This is a genomic window from Magnetovibrio sp. PR-2, assembly GCF_036689815.1.
Classification (GTDB): Bacteria; Pseudomonadota; Alphaproteobacteria; order Rhodospirillales; family Magnetovibrionaceae; genus Magnetovibrio.
On sequence record NZ_JBAHUR010000022.1, the window covers coordinates 1 to 16,191 of the forward strand.

The 16,191-nt window shown below is 54.2% G+C and carries 17 protein-coding genes; 8 read left to right on the forward strand and 9 right to left on the reverse strand.

Annotated features, from left to right (window positions below):
- Window positions 1-172 precede the first annotated feature (172 nt).
- Window positions 173-604 carry a nickel-responsive transcriptional regulator NikR gene (nikR, locus tag V5T82_RS17485; protein ID WP_332896964.1) on the forward strand — a complete coding sequence of 144 codons (432 nt, stop codon included), beginning with the start codon at window positions 173-175 and terminating at the stop codon, window positions 602-604.
- A gap of 14 nt (window positions 605-618) precedes the next feature.
- On the opposite strand, the gene V5T82_RS17490 is transcribed toward nikR, so the two are convergent.
- Complete coding sequence (locus V5T82_RS17490) at window positions 619-831, reverse strand: hypothetical protein (RefSeq protein ID WP_332896965.1); 213 nt, start codon at window positions 829-831, stop codon at window positions 619-621.
- A 59-nt stretch (window positions 832-890) separates the two neighbouring features.
- Complete coding sequence (htpX, locus tag V5T82_RS17495) at window positions 891-1,892, reverse strand: zinc metalloprotease HtpX (protein ID WP_332896966.1); 1,002 nt, start codon at window positions 1,890-1,892, stop codon at window positions 891-893.
- A 182-nt stretch (window positions 1,893-2,074) separates the two neighbouring features.
- Here htpX and V5T82_RS17500 point away from each other — a divergent pair, with 182 nt between their 5' ends.
- Entirely contained in the window at window positions 2,075-2,857 is a 783-nt protein-coding gene (locus V5T82_RS17500; RefSeq protein WP_332896967.1) for a DUF3050 domain-containing protein, read from the forward strand.
- Window positions 2,858-2,859: 2 nt separating this feature from the next.
- Here the strand turns inward: V5T82_RS17500 and V5T82_RS17505 are convergent, their stop codons facing one another.
- The 6 genes from V5T82_RS17505 to V5T82_RS17530 all read right to left on the reverse strand — a co-directional run bounded on the left by V5T82_RS17505 (window position 2,860) and on the right by V5T82_RS17530 (window position 8,304).
- Window positions 2,860-3,507, reverse strand: a complete 648-nt coding sequence (locus V5T82_RS17505) for a FecR family protein (RefSeq protein WP_332896968.1) — start codon at window positions 3,505-3,507, stop codon at window positions 2,860-2,862.
- 178 nt (window positions 3,508-3,685) lie between these two features.
- Window positions 3,686-3,976, reverse strand: coding sequence for a 50S ribosomal protein L28 (gene rpmB / locus V5T82_RS17510; protein WP_332896969.1), 291 nt, complete (start codon window positions 3,974-3,976; stop codon window positions 3,686-3,688).
- 137 nt (window positions 3,977-4,113) lie between these two features.
- Entirely contained in the window at window positions 4,114-4,884 is a 771-nt protein-coding gene (locus V5T82_RS17515; RefSeq protein WP_332896970.1) for an Hpt domain-containing protein, read from the reverse strand.
- 126 nt (window positions 4,885-5,010) lie between these two features.
- Complete coding sequence (locus V5T82_RS17520) at window positions 5,011-6,231, reverse strand: NADP-dependent isocitrate dehydrogenase (protein ID WP_332896971.1); 1,221 nt, start codon at window positions 6,229-6,231, stop codon at window positions 5,011-5,013.
- A 468-nt stretch (window positions 6,232-6,699) separates the two neighbouring features.
- Window positions 6,700-7,653 (reverse strand): hypothetical protein, encoded by a 954-nt coding sequence (locus V5T82_RS17525; RefSeq protein WP_332896972.1) that lies wholly within the window; start codon window positions 7,651-7,653, stop codon window positions 6,700-6,702.
- Window positions 7,654-7,719: 66 nt separating this feature from the next.
- Window positions 7,720-8,304: an LOG family protein gene (locus V5T82_RS17530; protein ID WP_332896973.1), complete on the reverse strand. Its 585-nt coding sequence runs from the start codon at window positions 8,302-8,304 to the stop codon at window positions 7,720-7,722.
- Between the two features lie 82 nt (window positions 8,305-8,386).
- Between V5T82_RS17530 and V5T82_RS17535 the strand changes: the two genes are divergently transcribed.
- The 6 genes from V5T82_RS17535 to V5T82_RS17560 all read left to right on the forward strand — a co-directional run bounded on the left by V5T82_RS17535 (window position 8,387) and on the right by V5T82_RS17560 (window position 13,042).
- The gene (locus V5T82_RS17535; protein WP_332896974.1) at window positions 8,387-8,842 is read left to right on the forward strand and encodes a c-type cytochrome; all 456 of its coding nucleotides are present in this window, start codon (window positions 8,387-8,389) and stop codon (window positions 8,840-8,842) included.
- An 8-nt stretch (window positions 8,843-8,850) separates the two neighbouring features.
- A complete protein-coding gene (locus V5T82_RS17540; protein WP_332896975.1) occupies window positions 8,851-9,738 on the forward strand; it encodes a c-type cytochrome in 888 nt (295 codons plus the stop codon).
- Between the two features lie 123 nt (window positions 9,739-9,861).
- The gene (locus V5T82_RS17545) at window positions 9,862-10,812 is read left to right on the forward strand and encodes a LysM peptidoglycan-binding domain-containing protein (RefSeq protein WP_332896976.1); all 951 of its coding nucleotides are present in this window, start codon (window positions 9,862-9,864) and stop codon (window positions 10,810-10,812) included.
- Between the two features lie 125 nt (window positions 10,813-10,937).
- Complete coding sequence (locus tag V5T82_RS17550; protein WP_332896977.1) at window positions 10,938-11,621, forward strand: phosphatidylserine decarboxylase; 684 nt, start codon at window positions 10,938-10,940, stop codon at window positions 11,619-11,621.
- Window positions 11,621-12,445 carry a CDP-diacylglycerol--serine O-phosphatidyltransferase gene (gene pssA, locus V5T82_RS17555; RefSeq protein WP_332896978.1) on the forward strand — a complete coding sequence of 275 codons (825 nt, stop codon included), beginning with the start codon at window positions 11,621-11,623 and terminating at the stop codon, window positions 12,443-12,445. The genes V5T82_RS17550 and pssA overlap by 1 nt, the downstream gene beginning before the upstream one ends.
- Before the next feature lie 12 nt (window positions 12,446-12,457).
- Window positions 12,458-13,042, forward strand: a complete 585-nt coding sequence (locus tag V5T82_RS17560; RefSeq protein WP_332896979.1) for a 3'-5' exonuclease — start codon at window positions 12,458-12,460, stop codon at window positions 13,040-13,042.
- Here the strand turns inward: V5T82_RS17560 and V5T82_RS17565 are convergent.
- Window positions 13,039-16,188, reverse strand: coding sequence for an efflux RND transporter permease subunit (locus V5T82_RS17565; RefSeq protein ID WP_332896980.1), 3,150 nt, complete (start codon window positions 16,186-16,188; stop codon window positions 13,039-13,041). The genes V5T82_RS17560 and V5T82_RS17565 overlap by 4 nt on opposite strands.
- Window positions 16,189-16,191: the final 3 nt, after the last annotated feature.

Here is a 16,191-nt window from a genome sequence, read left to right on the forward strand (position 1 = left end):
TTGAGTTCTGCAATTATCCAAGGGCGAGGGGCAAACCGCCCAAAACCAAACGTTTCATATTATATCCCCTATCGATTGCTGATTTCGTATACTCAAGGTGTCGTTCTCATACCGCTCCCAATGCAGTATGACGAATTTAAAATATTCACACTCTGAGTCTTGAGGCATGTCCATGACAGATAAAAAATCAGCCGAACGGGTGACCATTTCCTTGGAGCCGGAGCTTTTGGAACAGTTCGATCTATTTTTGGATGAAAAAGGCTATGGCAACCGTTCAGAGGGCATGCGTGACGCTGTGCGCCAACTGTTGGCCCAAGACCGGGTGGACGCCAGCGAAGAAACAGCGTGCGTCGGCTGCGTCACATATGTTTATGACCACCGCGAACGCCAGTTATCCAACCGGCTCATGGAAGCGCAGCACCATCACCACAATATTCCTGCGGCAACCCTGCACCTGCACATCGACGCCAACAATTGTTTGGAAGCAACCGTGCTCAATGGAACGGTGAAAGAGGTGCGCCACGTCGCCAATCATATCACGTCACAAACCGGCGTGAAAAACGGCCACTTGCATATCATCCCGGTGGAACCGGAGGACGGCTGAGGTCTCACACAAAGCTATCTGCGTTTTAAGCCAAGCTGGGCTTCGACCTCTTTGAGCTCTTCGACGAAAGGTTCGATTTTTTCGCAGCTACACCCGGATGCGATGGGGTCGTCGTAACGCATCATCTTGTTTTGCTTGCGCGGGTCTTCACACGGCCAGCAGGTTTGGCGCGATGATTTGGTGATCAATTCGCTACGCCGTTTCATCAATGCTTCACGATCGCTCATGGACTAGCCTTTCCTCAACCTCTCTGTCCCACCACTTTAGCCGCAAATTCTGAACCTGACTATCTTTGCCCCCAAGGTCCCTTGGGACGAATGTCGTCGTTGCCCTGGCGCGTGTGCGGGACCGAACTGGAGCGGCGCGCGCGCTGGACCGGGCCTTCGGAGGTCGGCGGCGTCGAATACGTCGAACGCGCTGATTCTTGAGTAGGCTGAGCTTTCATATCACCCACCATGGCTTCGAGACGCTCAATGCGGTTTTTCATATTGGGGTGGGTGGAAAACAGATTGTCCATTTTACGCGCGTGCAGCGGGTTGACGATAAACATGTGCGCGGTGGCGGGATTGTCTTCGGCGCGCACGTTGTCAATTTGCTGCGCACCTTGCTCCAATTTCGCCAATGCGCTCGCCAACCACATAGGTTGGCCGCATATTTCGGAACCGATACGATCGGCTTCATACTCGCGTGTGCGAGAAATCGCCATCTGCACCATCATCGCCGCCATAGGCGCCAAAATAGCCACCAACAGCACACCGATGATCCCCAGCGGGTTGTTGCGGCTATCGCTCGAGCCCCCGAAAAACATGGCGAAATTGGCCAACATGGACAAGGCACCGGCGATGGTCGCGGTGATGGTCATGATTAAAGTATCGCGGTTTTTCACGTGGGCGAGTTCGTGCGCCATGACGCCTGCGACTTCATTTGTGTTAAGGATGCGCAACAATCCCGTGGTCGCCGCCACGGCTGCGTTGTCAGGGTTGCGCCCAGTGGCAAATGCGTTGGGTTGGGCTTCGTCGATGATATAGACCTTGGGCATGGGCAGCTCGGCCTGCTGCGCCAGTGCGGCAACCATGTCGTAGAATTCCGGCTGCTCGGCGCGGCTGACTTCTTTTGCGCCATACATGCGCAAAACCATCTTGTCGGACGACCAATAGGCAAAGGCGTTCATACCCAAAGCCACCATCAAAGCGATCACCAAACCGCCTTCACCGCCCAAAAAGAACCCCACGCCCAAAAAAAGTGCGGTCATCCCAGACAGCAAAACAGCTGTGCGCATATAACCCATTTTGCGCTAACTCCTTCTGATCACGTCATTTCGCATGTGAGATAGTCACGCAGGCCTTGCACGTCAATCCTGTATTCACCATATAAGTTTTGTATTTTCACTTTACCTCAAGCTCAAACCACTTTAGATATCCCTTCGTTTTAATTCTAAGTGGCCCACGCTCAGAAAAATTCGGAATACCGATGACACAATTTAACCTCGACTTGATCGCCCCCGCACGCGAACGTCTGTCCAAACACTTGGTTTACGAATCCGTGCGAACGGTGGAAGACTTGCGTGTATTCATGCAACACCATGTCTTTTCGGTGTGGGACTTCATGTCTTTGTGCAAAACCTTGCAAAACGAACTGGCTCCGATCCAGGTGCCTTGGGCACCGAAGGGTGATCCGGTGGTGCGTCGTTTCATCAACGAAATCGTTTTGGAAGAAGAAACCGACCAAGGCCTGCCCGGCGCGGAACCTGAATTCGCCAGCCATTTTGAGCTCTATTGCTTGGCTATGGATGAAATCGGGGGGGACTCCTCGCTGGTCAAGGCCTTCGTCGAAACCGCAGCCCGTGACGGCATTCAAAAAGCCCTGAGCACGCACGACGTGCCCGCCCCGTCGCGCGCGTTTATGGAACATACCTTCGCCTTCATCGAAAGCGGAAAGTCACACGTGATATCGGCTGCTTTTGCGTTGGGTCGCGAACACATCATTCCGTCAATGTTCCGTTCGTTCTTAAAAGACATGGGCATTACGAACAAGGACGCTCCGGCGTTCCATTACTACCTGGAACGTCACATCCACTTGGATGAGGACTTCCACGCGCCCTTATCTTTGCGCATGTTAAACAGCTTCATCGCCGACGATGCACGCAAGGGCAAAGAAGCCGAGCAGGCTGCACTAGACGCCATAGAAGCGCGCACCCAGTTCTGGGATGGCGTATTCGACGCCCTGCCCGGCAACCAAGCGGCGGCAGAATAAACCTACTTTTTCAGATAATTGTAGTCATAGGGCGGAGCGCCCGGCTTATCAAACGCCGGGATGCGCCCGACCAATGCCTCAAGCATGCGCAGCTCCGCGTCCGTGTGGTCAATCACGGGCGCTTTTTCGATCAATTTTGGGGCATCGGTTTCATAGATATAGCGCGGACTGTCGTGGTGCTGGGTTGCGACCGTTTCCAACAATTCTCCCGACTGTGCACTTTTCAGATCCGCCCCGCCATAACACACACAGGCATAGGTGCGGCCCTTCTCTACCGAGACATAACACGCCGTCCCACGGATACCGATGGTCGCCATGGGCGTGACGATGTTGGTCCGAGTCGGTGCGAATACCGACAACATGGAACCCGCAAACAAGCGAATCTCGCCCGACAAATCGCGCTCCAGCCCTTCTTCGAAATGCTCGGTGTAAAACTCGACCACGGAGTCTTCACGCAACAAGTAAGAATGATGCCCGATGATGATCGTGCAGCTGCCGTCCGCGCCTGTTGAGCAGACGTCGCCTGGGCGGACTTCGTCACCCTTTTTGGCGGACAGGCCGTTGAGACGCACATCACCAGAGGCTTCCTGAATGCCCGGCGTTAAGGGCACGTGGCCTTCGGCACCGGCTTTCTTCAATAGACTGAGCATGGCAGGCGCAAAGCCTGTCGCGAGGAGAAGGGAGCGGATAAACCGCCGCCTTGTCGGGTGAAAATTTGATAAATCCATGGTTTAAGAATAGGAAGCAGAGCAACCGCTTACAAGCGATTAGACAGCAAAAAGCCCGCTCTTTCGAGCGGGCTTTTTAGATGGTCCAACTGAGCCTGACTTACGCGGCTTTGGCGAGCGCGCGTTGGATACGGCGCTTCAGCTTTTTAGCCTCATCAGTCAGCTTCAGGTTGGACGTCCCTAAAAGGTATGCATCCAGGCCACCGTTGTGTTCGATGGTGCGGATGGTGCTGGCGCACAAACGCAGACGAACGGTGGTGCCAAGGGCGTCGCTCAACAAAGAGAGATCCTGCAGGTTCGGCAGGAAACGACGACGGGTTTTGTTGTGGGCGTGAGACACGTTGTTACCGGTCAGAACGCCACGGCCGGTCAGGGCGCATTTACGGGCCATTGTTCGGCTCCTCATCTAAAAACATATGCAGGGCCACACCACGTGCAGCCCCGAGTGGGCGGGTTTTACGGAATTTTAGGGTATGCGTCAAGCCATAAATGGCCCGAAACGCTGGATATTTTCCGCCGAAATCCGGCCTATTTCCCGGCCTTGCGAATAAACGACATCAATTCCAGCGAAAAACGGGGGCCTTTTTTGATAACCGTGGTGTGCGGCGGCAAGGATTCGACCATCTCTTCATTAATATCGTCGGCTGTAACGACAGCAACCTTGACGTCCCGGGTGACGGCAAACATCTGCAGAGCCCACGCCAATTCCATGCCCGTAATGGGCCCTAAGGCCTGGGTGGTGATGACGTAATCGGGATGCAGCGTCAACGCCATATCAATGGCTTCCACCGGTTTTTCGACGATGGTGACCTTGTAGCCCAGTTGGGCGAGCTCTTGCGAAATGATTTTCCGCTGCACGCCGCGCGGCATCAGCATCAGGGCCGAACCCTTGTCCAGTGCCCGCGCACCGCTTTGACGGCGGCCCGTGGGCAGTGAGCGCAGCATCATATGCGCCAGCTCGTGGTCCGGTTCTTCACCGGCGATTAAAATATCGGTGATGGTGTTGATGAAGACCATTAAGTCTTCGGCAGCCACCGTGGACACGTCGCCCGACGTTTCCAAATAGTCTTCCAGACCGTGGGCGACTTTAGAAATGGTGGGGAATCCGAACGAGCCCCCTGCCCCTTTGATGGAGTGGATCACGCGTTTGACTTCAAGGATATGCTGTTCGGCGCTGGTGTCGCCTTGGCGTAGCGCTTCGATTTCTTCTTCCAGATCGTCGAGTTTGTCACGGGTATTATCAATAAAATCTTGGCGAATATCCGCCAAAATCATCTGAAGATCTGGATCAGTCGACATGCACGCCCCCATCGTCCGGCAATTGAGCCCTTCCCAAGGAGGCCATTTTAGCCCTATCCCCTTTTAGCGCAAGAAAAAACCCCGCCGAGTATATCAGCGGGGCTTCTTCATACAGGTGTGTGTGGCTTACCAGGTCGCCATTTCGGCTTTCAGGTTTTCGTCCAGCTTTTCCAAGAACTGGTTGGTGGTCATCCAGGCTTGGTCCGGGCCGATCAACAAGGCCAAGTCTTTGGTCATGAAACCGGCTTCGACGGTGTCGACACAGACTTTTTCCAAGGTTTCAGCAAACTTCACCACGTCCGGCGTATCGTCGAACTGACCGCGATAGGCCAGGCCACGGGTCCATGCGAAGATGGACGCGATGGGGTTGGTGGAGGTTTCTTTGCCCTCTTGGTGCTGGCGGTAGTGACGGGTCACGGTGCCGTGTGCGGCTTCCGCTTCCACAACGTCGCCTTCCGGCGTCATCAGAACGGACGTCATCAAACCCAGCGAGCCGAAGCCCTGAGCAACCGTGTCGGACTGTACGTCGCCGTCGTAGTTCTTACACGCCCAAACAAAGCCACCGGACCATTTCATGGCGCAAGCGACCATGTCGTCGATCAGGCGGTGTTCGTAGGTGATGCCCGCAGCGTCGAATTTTTCTTTGAATTCAGCGTCGAATACTTCTTGGAACAGGTCTTTGAAGCGACCGTCATAGGCTTTCATGATGGTGTTCTTGGTGGACAAGTACACCGGCCAGCCCATGTTCAGACCGTAGTTCATGCACGAACGGGCAAAACCGCGGATGGAATCATCCAAGTTGTACATGGACATAGCCACGCCGCCGCCGGGGAAATCAAACACGGTGTGTTCGATGGGCTCAGAGCCGTCTTCCGGAACGAACTTCATGGTCAGCGTGCCGGGACGGTCCACGACCATGTCGGTGGCGCGGTATTGATCACCAAACGCGTGACGGCCGATAACGATCGGTTGGGTCCAGCCTGGAACCAAGCGCGGCACGTTGTCGCAAATGATCGGCTGACGGAACACGGTGCCGCCGATGATGTTGCGGATGGTGCCGTTGGGCGAGCGATACATTTTTTTCAGATCGAACTCTTCCACGCGGGCTTCGTCCGGGGTGATGGTGGCGCACTTGACGCCGACGCGATGTTCTTTGATGGCGTTGGCAGCGTCGATGGTGATTTGATCATCCGTCTCATCACGCTTTTCCATGCCCAAATCATAGTATTTCAGATCCACGTCCAGGTACGGCAGGATCAGTTTGTTCTTGATGAATTCCCAAATGATGCGGGTCATTTCATCGCCATCGAGCTCGACGATAGGATTGGCGACTTTGATTTTCGACATCCGTGTGTCTCCTTAGTTTCCCCGTCCCCCAGAATCACCAGCAGTGTGAACAGGGTTCTTTCGAGGGCTTTATGAGTGCTGAAGCAGCTTAAGTTAGTTGTTATTGTGCGCGTGCAACATAAGGCCCGTGATCCACTTTGACAAGCACCGCTTCTCAAAAACCTACACTTTTGGGCTGGCGAACAAAGTAGAGCTATTCAGCAGCAAGGAGCAAAGGATTATAACAAATTTTCGCAGAAGAGCTGCAAACAAGGCGTTAACTTGTGTTAACGCCTTTTTGAGGAAATTTTCGCTGGGGAAACGTTTGAAAAGTAGTTTTTCGAAACTGGAGTGGTTACCAATGTAAACTGACCAACAGATCGACCGCCCGCTGAACGACTTTTAACGACGACATCATATTCGTTCGACTTGCTTCTCGGCTTTGATTCTAGTGTATAAGCGCCGCCATTCAGATTGTTTGACATTTTGTCATTCTTTCCCATCGTGATCCCCTGTCCCATCAGTATCCTCTGTACGAACCGCCATTAGTTCCTGAAACGGTTGTAGCACAAGATATAGTAGGCTAGCCAGAGGCCTGCCCATAGATACATCTCGATCTTCTGAGAATGCATTGATAATATTGGCATCTAAGGCGAGAAAACCAATGAGACGATCGTCTGTGTAACCCAAGTCTGGTCGTTTGTCTTGCCGAATCGGCCAAACAATAGAAGTTTTATAAGGCAGCTGCCATTCGCTGAAATGACGACCTCTTTGCCAATATGTGTTGCTGGATGATGCATAACCTTCGTGTTTTTCGAGGTTGGGTGAATAGAAATACCCTTTGTCATTTACAGCAGGGTCATAAAGCATCAAGAAGTCCGTATTCAACTCAAGCACATCATGATGCGTTTCATATCTTACTTTGTCATCCTGTGAATACTGTCTCCAAGATGACCAATCGCGAGCCAATGTGTATACATGCTGCTTCCCCTTATGCTCATAAAACATTTTTATACACAGTCGGCAACGTGTGCCTGTTACGTTGGAAAACACATGTGAATAAACATCCAACGCATCGGTAAGTAGATTTCGAGCAACCTCTATATTTCTATCAACATCGCCATTAGGGTTTTCAAGGCAATAGAGCACAAATGAATGAAAATCACGAAGGCTCACACTAGCTTTATCAAAATCACTTAAGGCGTTGACTACTTGTTTGCCTGGGGCAATTTGGACCCCAACAATTATCAGGGCAAGCACAGATAGCAAAGCGATCAGAGCCAATGCAGAACTTTGGACCAACAACTCGTGCGTACGATCAACAGCAAAAACAGATATCAACCATGCAACACCAGTAGTGATGCCAAACATAGCCGCTGTATTCGTCACAACGCGACCTAACGGGTAGCGCCATTTATCCCAAATTGTTTGAAGAGATGGCATAACTTTCCCTCCTGAAAGCTAAACTTATTATAGAGAGGAAAATCAAAAAACAACCTTTTTTCACCTTCAAAGGTGGCTGGTCAGCACCACGGCGTCGGCATCGGGGGCTTGTTCGATGGCGTTAAAGACGTCTTCGATGTTATCCACAACCTGGAACAGGTCCTTGACCTTGTGATGACCGAAGCCGCCGTCCACCACCCGGTCTATGAGGGCGAAGTACGGATCCCAATAGCCGTTGATGTTGACAAAGATAATAGGCTTGTTGTGCTGTTGCAGCTGCTTCCACGTGGTGATTTCAATGCTTTCGTCCAGCGTGCCCAAGCCACCCGGCAGCACCACAAAAGCGTCTGAAATCTCAAACATTTTGGCTTTGCGTGCGTGCATGCCTTCGACCACGATTTCATCCGCACCTTCGACCACGCCAACTTCGTAGGCGCGCAGAAATTCAGGGATAATGCCGGTCACCGGCGCACCAGCGGCCACAGCTGCATTGGCGACGGTGGCCATCAAGCCAATGCCGCCCCCGCCGTAAACCAAGCGCACACCCTTTTCGCCGAGCATCTGACCCAGCTTTTGGCCGGCTTCACCGTGCGCCGGGTCTTCTCCGTTACGAGAGCCGCAAAACACACACAAAGACGATAACTTCGTCATGGAAATCCCCCATAGGTCACTTACATACATAGCCGTAACACTTTTTTTTGACCTTGCCCCAACGCATTCAGGAGTTCAAGCCATGCATATCTTTAAATCTGCCGCCCTGGCCTTATGCCTTGTTTCCGTGACAGCCGTCAGTACACCTGCGCTGGCTGACGAAGCGGGCGAAATCAAGTATCGCAAAGCCGTGATGAAATCCATCGGCGGGCACATGGGTGCTATTGTCGGCATCCTCAAAGGCCAAACCGGCAACAAAGCCAACCTCGCTGCCCACGGACGTGGCCTAGCTGAACTGGCCTCAATCACCCGGTCGGTTTTCCCGGCAGGCTCCGATTTTGGTGAGACCGAAGCTCTGCCCGCCGTTTGGGAAAAACCGGCCGAGTTCGCCAAAGCCGTTTCCATGTTCGAAGCCGCCGCCAAAGGCATGGAGACCGCCACCATGTCGGGAGATATGGCTGCCGTCGGCGCCGCCCTTGGCAAGCTGGGCGGTGCGTGCAAAAATTGCCACGAAAACTTCCGCGAGAAGAAACAATAGGATTGCCCGTGAAAAATCGTGTTGGCGCAGCGCTGATCGTATTTGCTCTCGGCGCGACGCCCATGGTGACGTCTGCCCAAGCCCCCGGCGTAAGTGGAGAATACATCTTTAACCTCGCCGGGTGTGAAGGGTGTCATACGGACAAAAAAAACAACGGCCCCCGCTTGGCGGGTGGCCGGGCGTTTGAAACCGATTTCGGCACCTTTTACAGCCCCAACATCACCCCGGACGTGGCCACCGGGGTTGGGGTGTGGACCTTTGCGGATTTTGAACACGCCATGCGCCATGGCCGCGCACCGGATGGGTCGCACTATTTTCCAGCCTTTCCCTATACGTCATATACCAACATGACCCAGCAAGACCTGGAAGCACTGTGGGGATATCTCAAAGCGCAGCCGAGTGTCAGCCGCAAAAACAAAGACCACGACCTCACCCCCCCGTTCGGTTGGCGCTGGACCGTGCGGTTTTGGAACTGGCTGTATCTGGACAAAGCCCCCAAGCCCCATTGGAGCCGAGGGCGTTACGTGGCTGAAGCCTTGTCCCACTGCCACGAATGCCACACACCGCGCGGACCTCTGGGCGCGCGCGACGACGACATGGCCTACGCCGGAACCAAACGCAATCTTGAAGGCATCACCATCCCAAACATTACGCCTGACAAGGAAACAGGCGTGGGCAAATGGGGGGCAGGCGATTTTGACATGTTGTTCACCATCGGCATGTTGCCCGATGGCGACTTCGTCGGCGGGGTTATGGGCGAATCGGTGAGCCACTCCACCAGCAAGATGACACTGAAAGACCGCGCGGCTTTGATTGAATATCTCATGAGCCGCCCGCCCATCCAAAACCGTGTCGAGACCCAAAAAGCCCTGCAATCCCAAGGGAGTGAATGGTAAGCCTCTGATCACACGCGATGAGAAACTTTCCACATCAATCATTTATTTGCTCAAAGTGCATTGCGCATTTAGTCTTGTCGTCCAAATCCAGTGGGATGATCAGATGTTAGGGAGCTGGGATCTTTGAATAAATCCGTCATCATTGGCGTTGTCGGTGCGCTCATTTTAGCCGTGGCCGTTGGCCTGAGTTTGGTGTTGGGGCAACCCGATGCCCCGGCTCCCGCACCGCAAACGGCGGGACAATCTAAGCCCCAAGCCCCCCAGATCGAAGAGCTGACACCGCCCACGTTCGATGTCGTACGCGTCAATCCCGAGGGCAACGCCGTCATGGCCGGACGCGCCCATCCGTCTTCGAATGTAGAAATCCTGGACGGCGAAGCGGTCTTTGGGGCTGCCCACACGGATGCCAACGGCGAATGGGTGTTCGTGCCTGAAACTCTGCTGGAGCCGGGTGAGCGCCGTTTGGGCCTGCGCATGACGTATAAAGACCGCGATCCCGTGTTGTCCGATCACGTGGTGATTTTGGTGGTGCCCGAACGCGGCGGCGATACCGACGGGGCCCTCGCCTTGAAGGTGCGCCGCGACGGCACCGGCGGCAGCCAAGTTCTGCAAAAACCAGGACCGGAAGACGTCTTCGGTGTTGATTCCGTGGATTACGGCGGCGGCAATCTCACCATCAGCGGTCACGCCAAGCCGAGCCATAGCGTACAATTGTATATCGACAACCACTTTATCGGCACCACACAGTCCGACGAAGTCGGGCGCTGGTCATTGACCCCGCAAACCGATATTGCCCCGGGAACGTATACCTTGCGCGCGGACATGATTGACGCCAAAGGCCAAGTCCTGGCCCGGCGCGAACTGCCCTTCCAACGCGCCGAGCCCGAAGACACCAAAGACTTAGAGCCCGGCAGCTTCATCGTGGTCCAGCCCGGCAATAGCTTGTGGCGATTGGCCGAAAACACCTATGGCAAAGGCCTGCGCTATCACATGATCTATGAAGCCAATCAGTCCTTGATCCGCGATCCGGACCTGATCTATCCAGGCCAGATTTTCCGTTTACCCGGCCAATGACAAGGCCAACAGCCCACACTTTTCAACTGTAATAATGGGTTTCCACCCGCCGCGCACGCCTCTACAATGCGCGCAAATTGTTTAAATGGACGGCTCGCCGCCCGAGACTTAAGGAAGACCAACACGTGAAGACCATCTTGGTCCCCATCAACCGTGCCGGATGGCCCTTTATCGCCATCTTCGCCATCGTCGCTTTGGCCGCAGGCTATTACGCTGAACCACTCGGCTGGATCGGGCTGGTCCTGACCCTGTGGTGCGTTTACTTTTTTCGCGACCCCGACCGCGTCACACCGACCCGCGATGGTCTGGTGATTGCCCCAGCCGATGGCCGGGTGTGCTTGATCGATGAAGCCGTACCGCCGGCTGAGCTGGACATGGGCGACGAAGCGCGCCCGCGCGTCTGCATTTTCATGAACGTCTTTAACGTTCACGTGAACCGCGCACCGATGGACGGCAACATCACCAAAATCGCTTATCGGCCAGGTAAATTCCTCAACGCAGAACTCGACAAAGCCTCCGAATTCAACGAACGCATGTCTTTGTCCATGAAGACCACCACGGACCATGACATTGCCTTTGTGCAAATCGCCGGGCTGGTGGCGCGGCGCATTGTTTGCCAAGTTGAAGAAGGCGACTTCTTGCAAGCGGGGCAGCGCTTCGGCTTGATCCGCTTCGGTTCACGCGTGGATGTGTATCTGCCCAAAGGCACAGCGTCCTTAATGTCCGTGGGTCAGCTCACCACCGCAGGCGAAACGGTGATTGCCGATCTGAGTTCCGAAGAGCCCGCACGCACAGGTGAGATACGCTGATGAGTGACGAAAGCCAGGTCAAGCGCCCGAAGCGCCGCCGTTTAAACTTAAACGTCATGATCCCCAACATGCTGACGCTTATCGCGTTGTGCTCGGGACTGACGGCCATACGCTTCGCCTATGAAGGCCAGTGGGAACATGCTTGTTTAGCGATTCTCGCCGCCGCGATTTTGGACACCCTGGATGGCCGCGTCGCCCGTATGCTCAAAGGCACATCGAAGTTCGGGGCGGAACTCGACAGCCTGTCCGACATTCTCAGCTTCGGCGTGGCGCCGCCCATGATGCTGTACTTTTGGGCGTTGGAAGACTTTGGCCGTTTCGGCTGGATTTTGGTGATGCTGTTCACCGTCAGCTGCGCCTTGCGTTTGGCGCGCTTCAACACCGCTGCCGAAGACCCCGACCCGCCAGCTTGGGCATCGACGTTTTTTTCCGGCGTTCCTGCGCCTGCCGCAGCGGGGCTTGTCCTTCTGCCCATGATCGCGTCGTTTAATCTGCCCGAAGACTTTGTCCGCGACTATGTGCGCCGTCCGGAATTGGTTGCGACATTTGCCCTGGTGGTTTCCATATTGATGGTCAGCTCCATCCCCACCTATTCGTTCAAAAAGGTCAAACTCAGCCCCAAACTGGTGCTGCCGTTTTTGGTCCTGTTCGTTGTTGTGATCGCCAGCTTGATCGGTGCACCGTGGGTAACCCTGTCGGGCATCTTGGCGGCGTACATGATTTCCATTCCCTTCGCTGTACGGAGCTATCGCATGATCTGTGCCCGTACAGGAAAATGCGACACCGATGACAGTCCCATCGAACTCACCGACGAAGACGAATAAGAAAGCGCTTTCATGATCCAAAATCTTAAGCACGGCTCACTTTTGATCTATGACACAGAATGGACCAGTTGGGCCGGTTTTTTAGAGAGTAATCTGACACAACCTGGGCGCTATCCGGAAATCATTCAGATCGGTGCCGTCAAGCTTGATATTGCTGACGGCTTTCGGGAGACCGGTTCTTTTATGAGGTACATTCGCCCAAAGGTTAATCCGGAATTGAGCGACTATATCATCGAATTGACCGGCATCACCCAAAACGCCATTGATGAGCAAGGCAAACCTTTTCCCGAAGTCTTGAGCGCGTTCGTCGAATTCATCGAAGACGACTTTGCCGTTCTCATGCCCTATGGAGTGGATGGAGAAATTGTCGCAAGAAATTGTGCGCTCAATGACATCCAAGTTCCTGATGTCTTCAAAAAGGAACGCGATCTAAGGCAGTTTCTTTTAGACCTCGAATTGGTTGACAACTCCCAAGTCAGCTCGGATTTACCCCGTTACTTTGGCCTACCTGATGAGGAGCTCTCCCATGACGCCCTGGGCGATTCACGCTCTCTGGCCAATGTCATCCGCCACTTGCGCGAAACCGGTAAGATTTAAGCCGGTTTTGCGTCCTGGGGTTGAGCCACGCGGCGCTTGATCCGCCAATCTGTAACGTTCGCACGGATCATCAGCAATGATGGCGTCACGATCAATGTCAAGACCGTCGCAAAACCCAATCCAAACACGATAGAGATGGAAAGCTGCACCCACAGCTGATTGGCCGGGGCATCGATCACAACGCTGCGCCCGATGAAGTCCAGGCCGATGTTCATGGCCATGGGCAAAAGACCCAACATGGTCGTCACCGTGGTCAGCAGCACCGGGCGCAGACGTTGTGCACCCGTCAACATGATGGCTTCGCGTGCATCCGACGTGGATTGTTTCAAGCGGTCAAAGGTGTCGATCAACACGATGTTGTTGTTGACCACAATTCCCGCCAACGCAATCACACCAATGCCACCCATGACGATGCCGAACGGCTGGCCAGTGATCAACAGTCCGATGAAAACCCCGATGGTCGACATCACCACTGCCGACAAGATCAAGAAGCCGGAATAGAAACTGTTGAACTGTGTCACCAAAATGATGGCGATCATGAACAGCGCAACACCGAAAGCTTTCGACAGGAATTCTTGGGCCTTGGCCTGTTCTTCATCTTCGCCTTTGAACTTGATGGAGATGCGTGGATCCAAATCGGCTTTGCCCAGCCAAGCTTGAATGCCTTTAACCATTTCATCGGCCAAGACACCTTCAACCACGTCCGATTTCACCATCACGACACGTTTCACATCCGTGCGGCTGATGGTGCCGGTTTTGGCTTGGGCTTCCATGGTGACGAAGTTGTCGATGGGCACCATCCCACCGGGTGTTTTCACGCGGATATGACGGAGTTGTTCTAAGGTACGATAGTCACCGGGGAAACGCGCACGGATATCCAACTCGTCATCCGTATCGGTCGGACGGTACTCGCCCAACTTAATACCCGACGTCGCCAAACGAATGGTGGAACCAACCGTTGAGACATCCGCACCAAATTTTGCCGCTTGTGCCCGGTCCACATCGAACACCCAATCAATTCCCGGCAAAGGCAGGCTGTCTTCGATATCAACGAAGTTCGGGTTTTTACTGAGCTCTTCAACAATGCGTTTCGCCGTCGGCCCCAACAGCTCTGGATAGCGCGACGAGATTTCCATCTGCACCGGCTTACCCACGGGCGGACCGCCTTCTTGTTTTTCCGTATTCACAACGACACCTGCGATGGGGGCCGTGCGTTCACGGATTTCACCCAAAATGGTGTCGGCTTTCCGACGCTTATCCCAGTCTTCGAATTCCAAGAACACAGAGCCGATAATGTCTTCGGCCTGTTCACCCGACGGAGCGGATTGCGTGCGCGTGTAGACCGTGCGGATGCCTTCCACCTGAAGAACTTCGGCTTCGACCTCGCGCATCAAGGCATCGCGTTCCCAAATGGACATGTTGCCACGCGCCCGCACATTGACTTGCGCGTTGGTGGGTTCGACTTCAGGGAAGAATTCGACGCCGTTTCCAAAAACACCATAAGTGCCCAACACGGCAAACAAAACGAAGACAGACAATGCAACGATTTTGGCGGGATGGCGCAAGGCCTTTTCCAGAATGTTGAGATACGTCTGCGTAACCGGGCCTGCGGTTTCCAGCCCCGCTTCTTCGCCAACGGTGAGCGCCTTCTTGGTATCTTCACGTCCAGGCTTGCCGATATAGCCGCCCAGCGCAGGGATGAACACCAACGCCATCAACAATGAAGCAGACAAGGTAGCGATCAAGGTGATTGGCAAGTACTTCATGAACTCACCCACCACGCCCGGCCAAAACAGCAGCGGCAAAAAAGCGGCAAGCGTTGTCAGGGTCGCAGCAATGATCGGCGGCGCCATGCGTTTGGCCGCTAACGCATATGCTTTTTTGCGGTGCAGGCCTTCCGTCATTTTCCGGTCGGCGTATTCTGTCACCACGATGGCACCGTCCACCAACATACCGACAGCCAAAACAAGTCCGAACAACACAACAATATTCATGGTGTTGCCCATAATGTGCAGAACCAAAACACCCGTCAGGAATGAACCCGGAATGGCCACGCCGACCAAGCCCGCCGAGCGCAAACCCAATGAGCCCACAACCACAATCATCACCAACAACACCGCACTGATGACGGAGTTTTCCAGTGTCGACAGACGTTCTTTGATGTCGGTGGATTTATCTTGGGAGTAACTCACCGAAATTGCACCGCGCAAAGTTTCGGGCCACACGGCTTGTTCTTCGGCGACCTTTTCACGCACACGGGCAACCGTTTCAATCAAGTTCTCGCCACTGCGTTTGGAGACCTCCAAGGTCACAGCATTGTGCCCATTGATGCGGGCAAAGCTGGTTGGGTCCTTAAACGCACGGCGCACCGTGCCGATGTCAGCCAATCGTACCACGGCATCGCCGTCCACCGTGACAGGCAGTTCCATGATTTCATATACGTTAGTGAGCAAGCCCGGGACTTTGAGCGTAAAACTGCCGCGCCCGGTGTCTTGTGCACCCGCCGCCACCAGTTTGTTCGAACTTTTCACGATCGAGGTCGCCTCATCCGGGCTTAGTCCATAACTTTCGACCTTCACCGGATCGATCAGAATCTCGACCATTTCTTCACGTGTGCCGGTCAAAGACGCTTTCAAAACGGAGCTTAGACCTTCCAATTCATCCTTCAAATCGCGCCCCAAGTTCAACAGCGCGCGTTCCGGCACTTGGCCGGACATGGAAATCACCACCACTGGAAATTCGGAAAAGTTGATTTCTTCAATGACTGCGTCCTCGCTGTCACTGGGCAGGTCTGGCTTGGCATCGTCAACACTCTCACGCACATCCGTAAGCGCTTGGTCAACGTCGAAGCCAGCTTCGAATTCCAACACAACATTGGCGCCGCCTTCATAGCCTTTGGCGCGCATTTCCTTTAGCCCTTCGACAGAGCGCAGCTCTTGTTCCAAGGGGCGGATCAGAAGGTTTTCGCTGTCTTCGGGCGAAATCCCTTCATGGATCACGCGCACGATGATCAACGGAATGTTGATGTCGGGCTCGGCCTCTTTGGGGATTTCCTGGTACGCCACACTGCCAGCAATCAACAGCAATAACAGCGTGGAGATGGTGGTGCGGGCGTGGTGAAACGCAACGTCGATGAGCGCACGCATGGC

Bases quoted from the DNA above. Each gene is read 5' to 3' on its own strand.
- V5T82_RS17490 (WP_332896965.1), bottom strand. From the start codon at position 831: ATGAGCGATCGTGAAGCATTGATGAAACGGCGTAGCGAATTGATCACC.
- V5T82_RS17530 (WP_332896973.1), bottom strand. From the start codon at position 8,304: ATGACGAAGTTATCGTCTTTGTGTGTGTTTTGCGGCTCTCGTAACGGA.
- nikR (WP_332896964.1), top strand. From the start codon at position 173: ATGACAGATAAAAAATCAGCCGAACGGGTGACCATTTCCTTGGAGCCG.
- V5T82_RS17515 (WP_332896970.1), bottom strand. From the start codon at position 4,884: ATGTCGACTGATCCAGATCTTCAGATGATTTTGGCGGATATTCGCCAA.
- V5T82_RS17535 (WP_332896974.1), top strand. From the start codon at position 8,387: ATGCATATCTTTAAATCTGCCGCCCTGGCCTTATGCCTTGTTTCCGTG.
- V5T82_RS17525 (WP_332896972.1), bottom strand. From the start codon at position 7,653: ATGCCATCTCTTCAAACAATTTGGGATAAATGGCGCTACCCGTTAGGT.
- V5T82_RS17520 (WP_332896971.1), bottom strand. From the start codon at position 6,231: ATGTCGAAAATCAAAGTCGCCAATCCTATCGTCGAGCTCGATGGCGAT.
- htpX (WP_332896966.1), bottom strand. From the start codon at position 1,892: ATGGGTTATATGCGCACAGCTGTTTTGCTGTCTGGGATGACCGCACTT.
- rpmB (WP_332896969.1), bottom strand. From the start codon at position 3,976: ATGGCCCGTAAATGCGCCCTGACCGGCCGTGGCGTTCTGACCGGTAAC.
- V5T82_RS17560 (WP_332896979.1), top strand. From the start codon at position 12,458: ATGATCCAAAATCTTAAGCACGGCTCACTTTTGATCTATGACACAGAA.
- V5T82_RS17565 (WP_332896980.1), bottom strand. From the start codon at position 16,188: ATGCGTGCGCTCATCGACGTTGCGTTTCACCACGCCCGCACCACCATC.
- V5T82_RS17500 (WP_332896967.1), top strand. From the start codon at position 2,075: ATGACACAATTTAACCTCGACTTGATCGCCCCCGCACGCGAACGTCTG.
- pssA (WP_332896978.1), top strand. From the start codon at position 11,621: ATGAGTGACGAAAGCCAGGTCAAGCGCCCGAAGCGCCGCCGTTTAAAC.
- V5T82_RS17505 (WP_332896968.1), bottom strand. From the start codon at position 3,507: ATGCTCAGTCTATTGAAGAAAGCCGGTGCCGAAGGCCACGTGCCCTTA.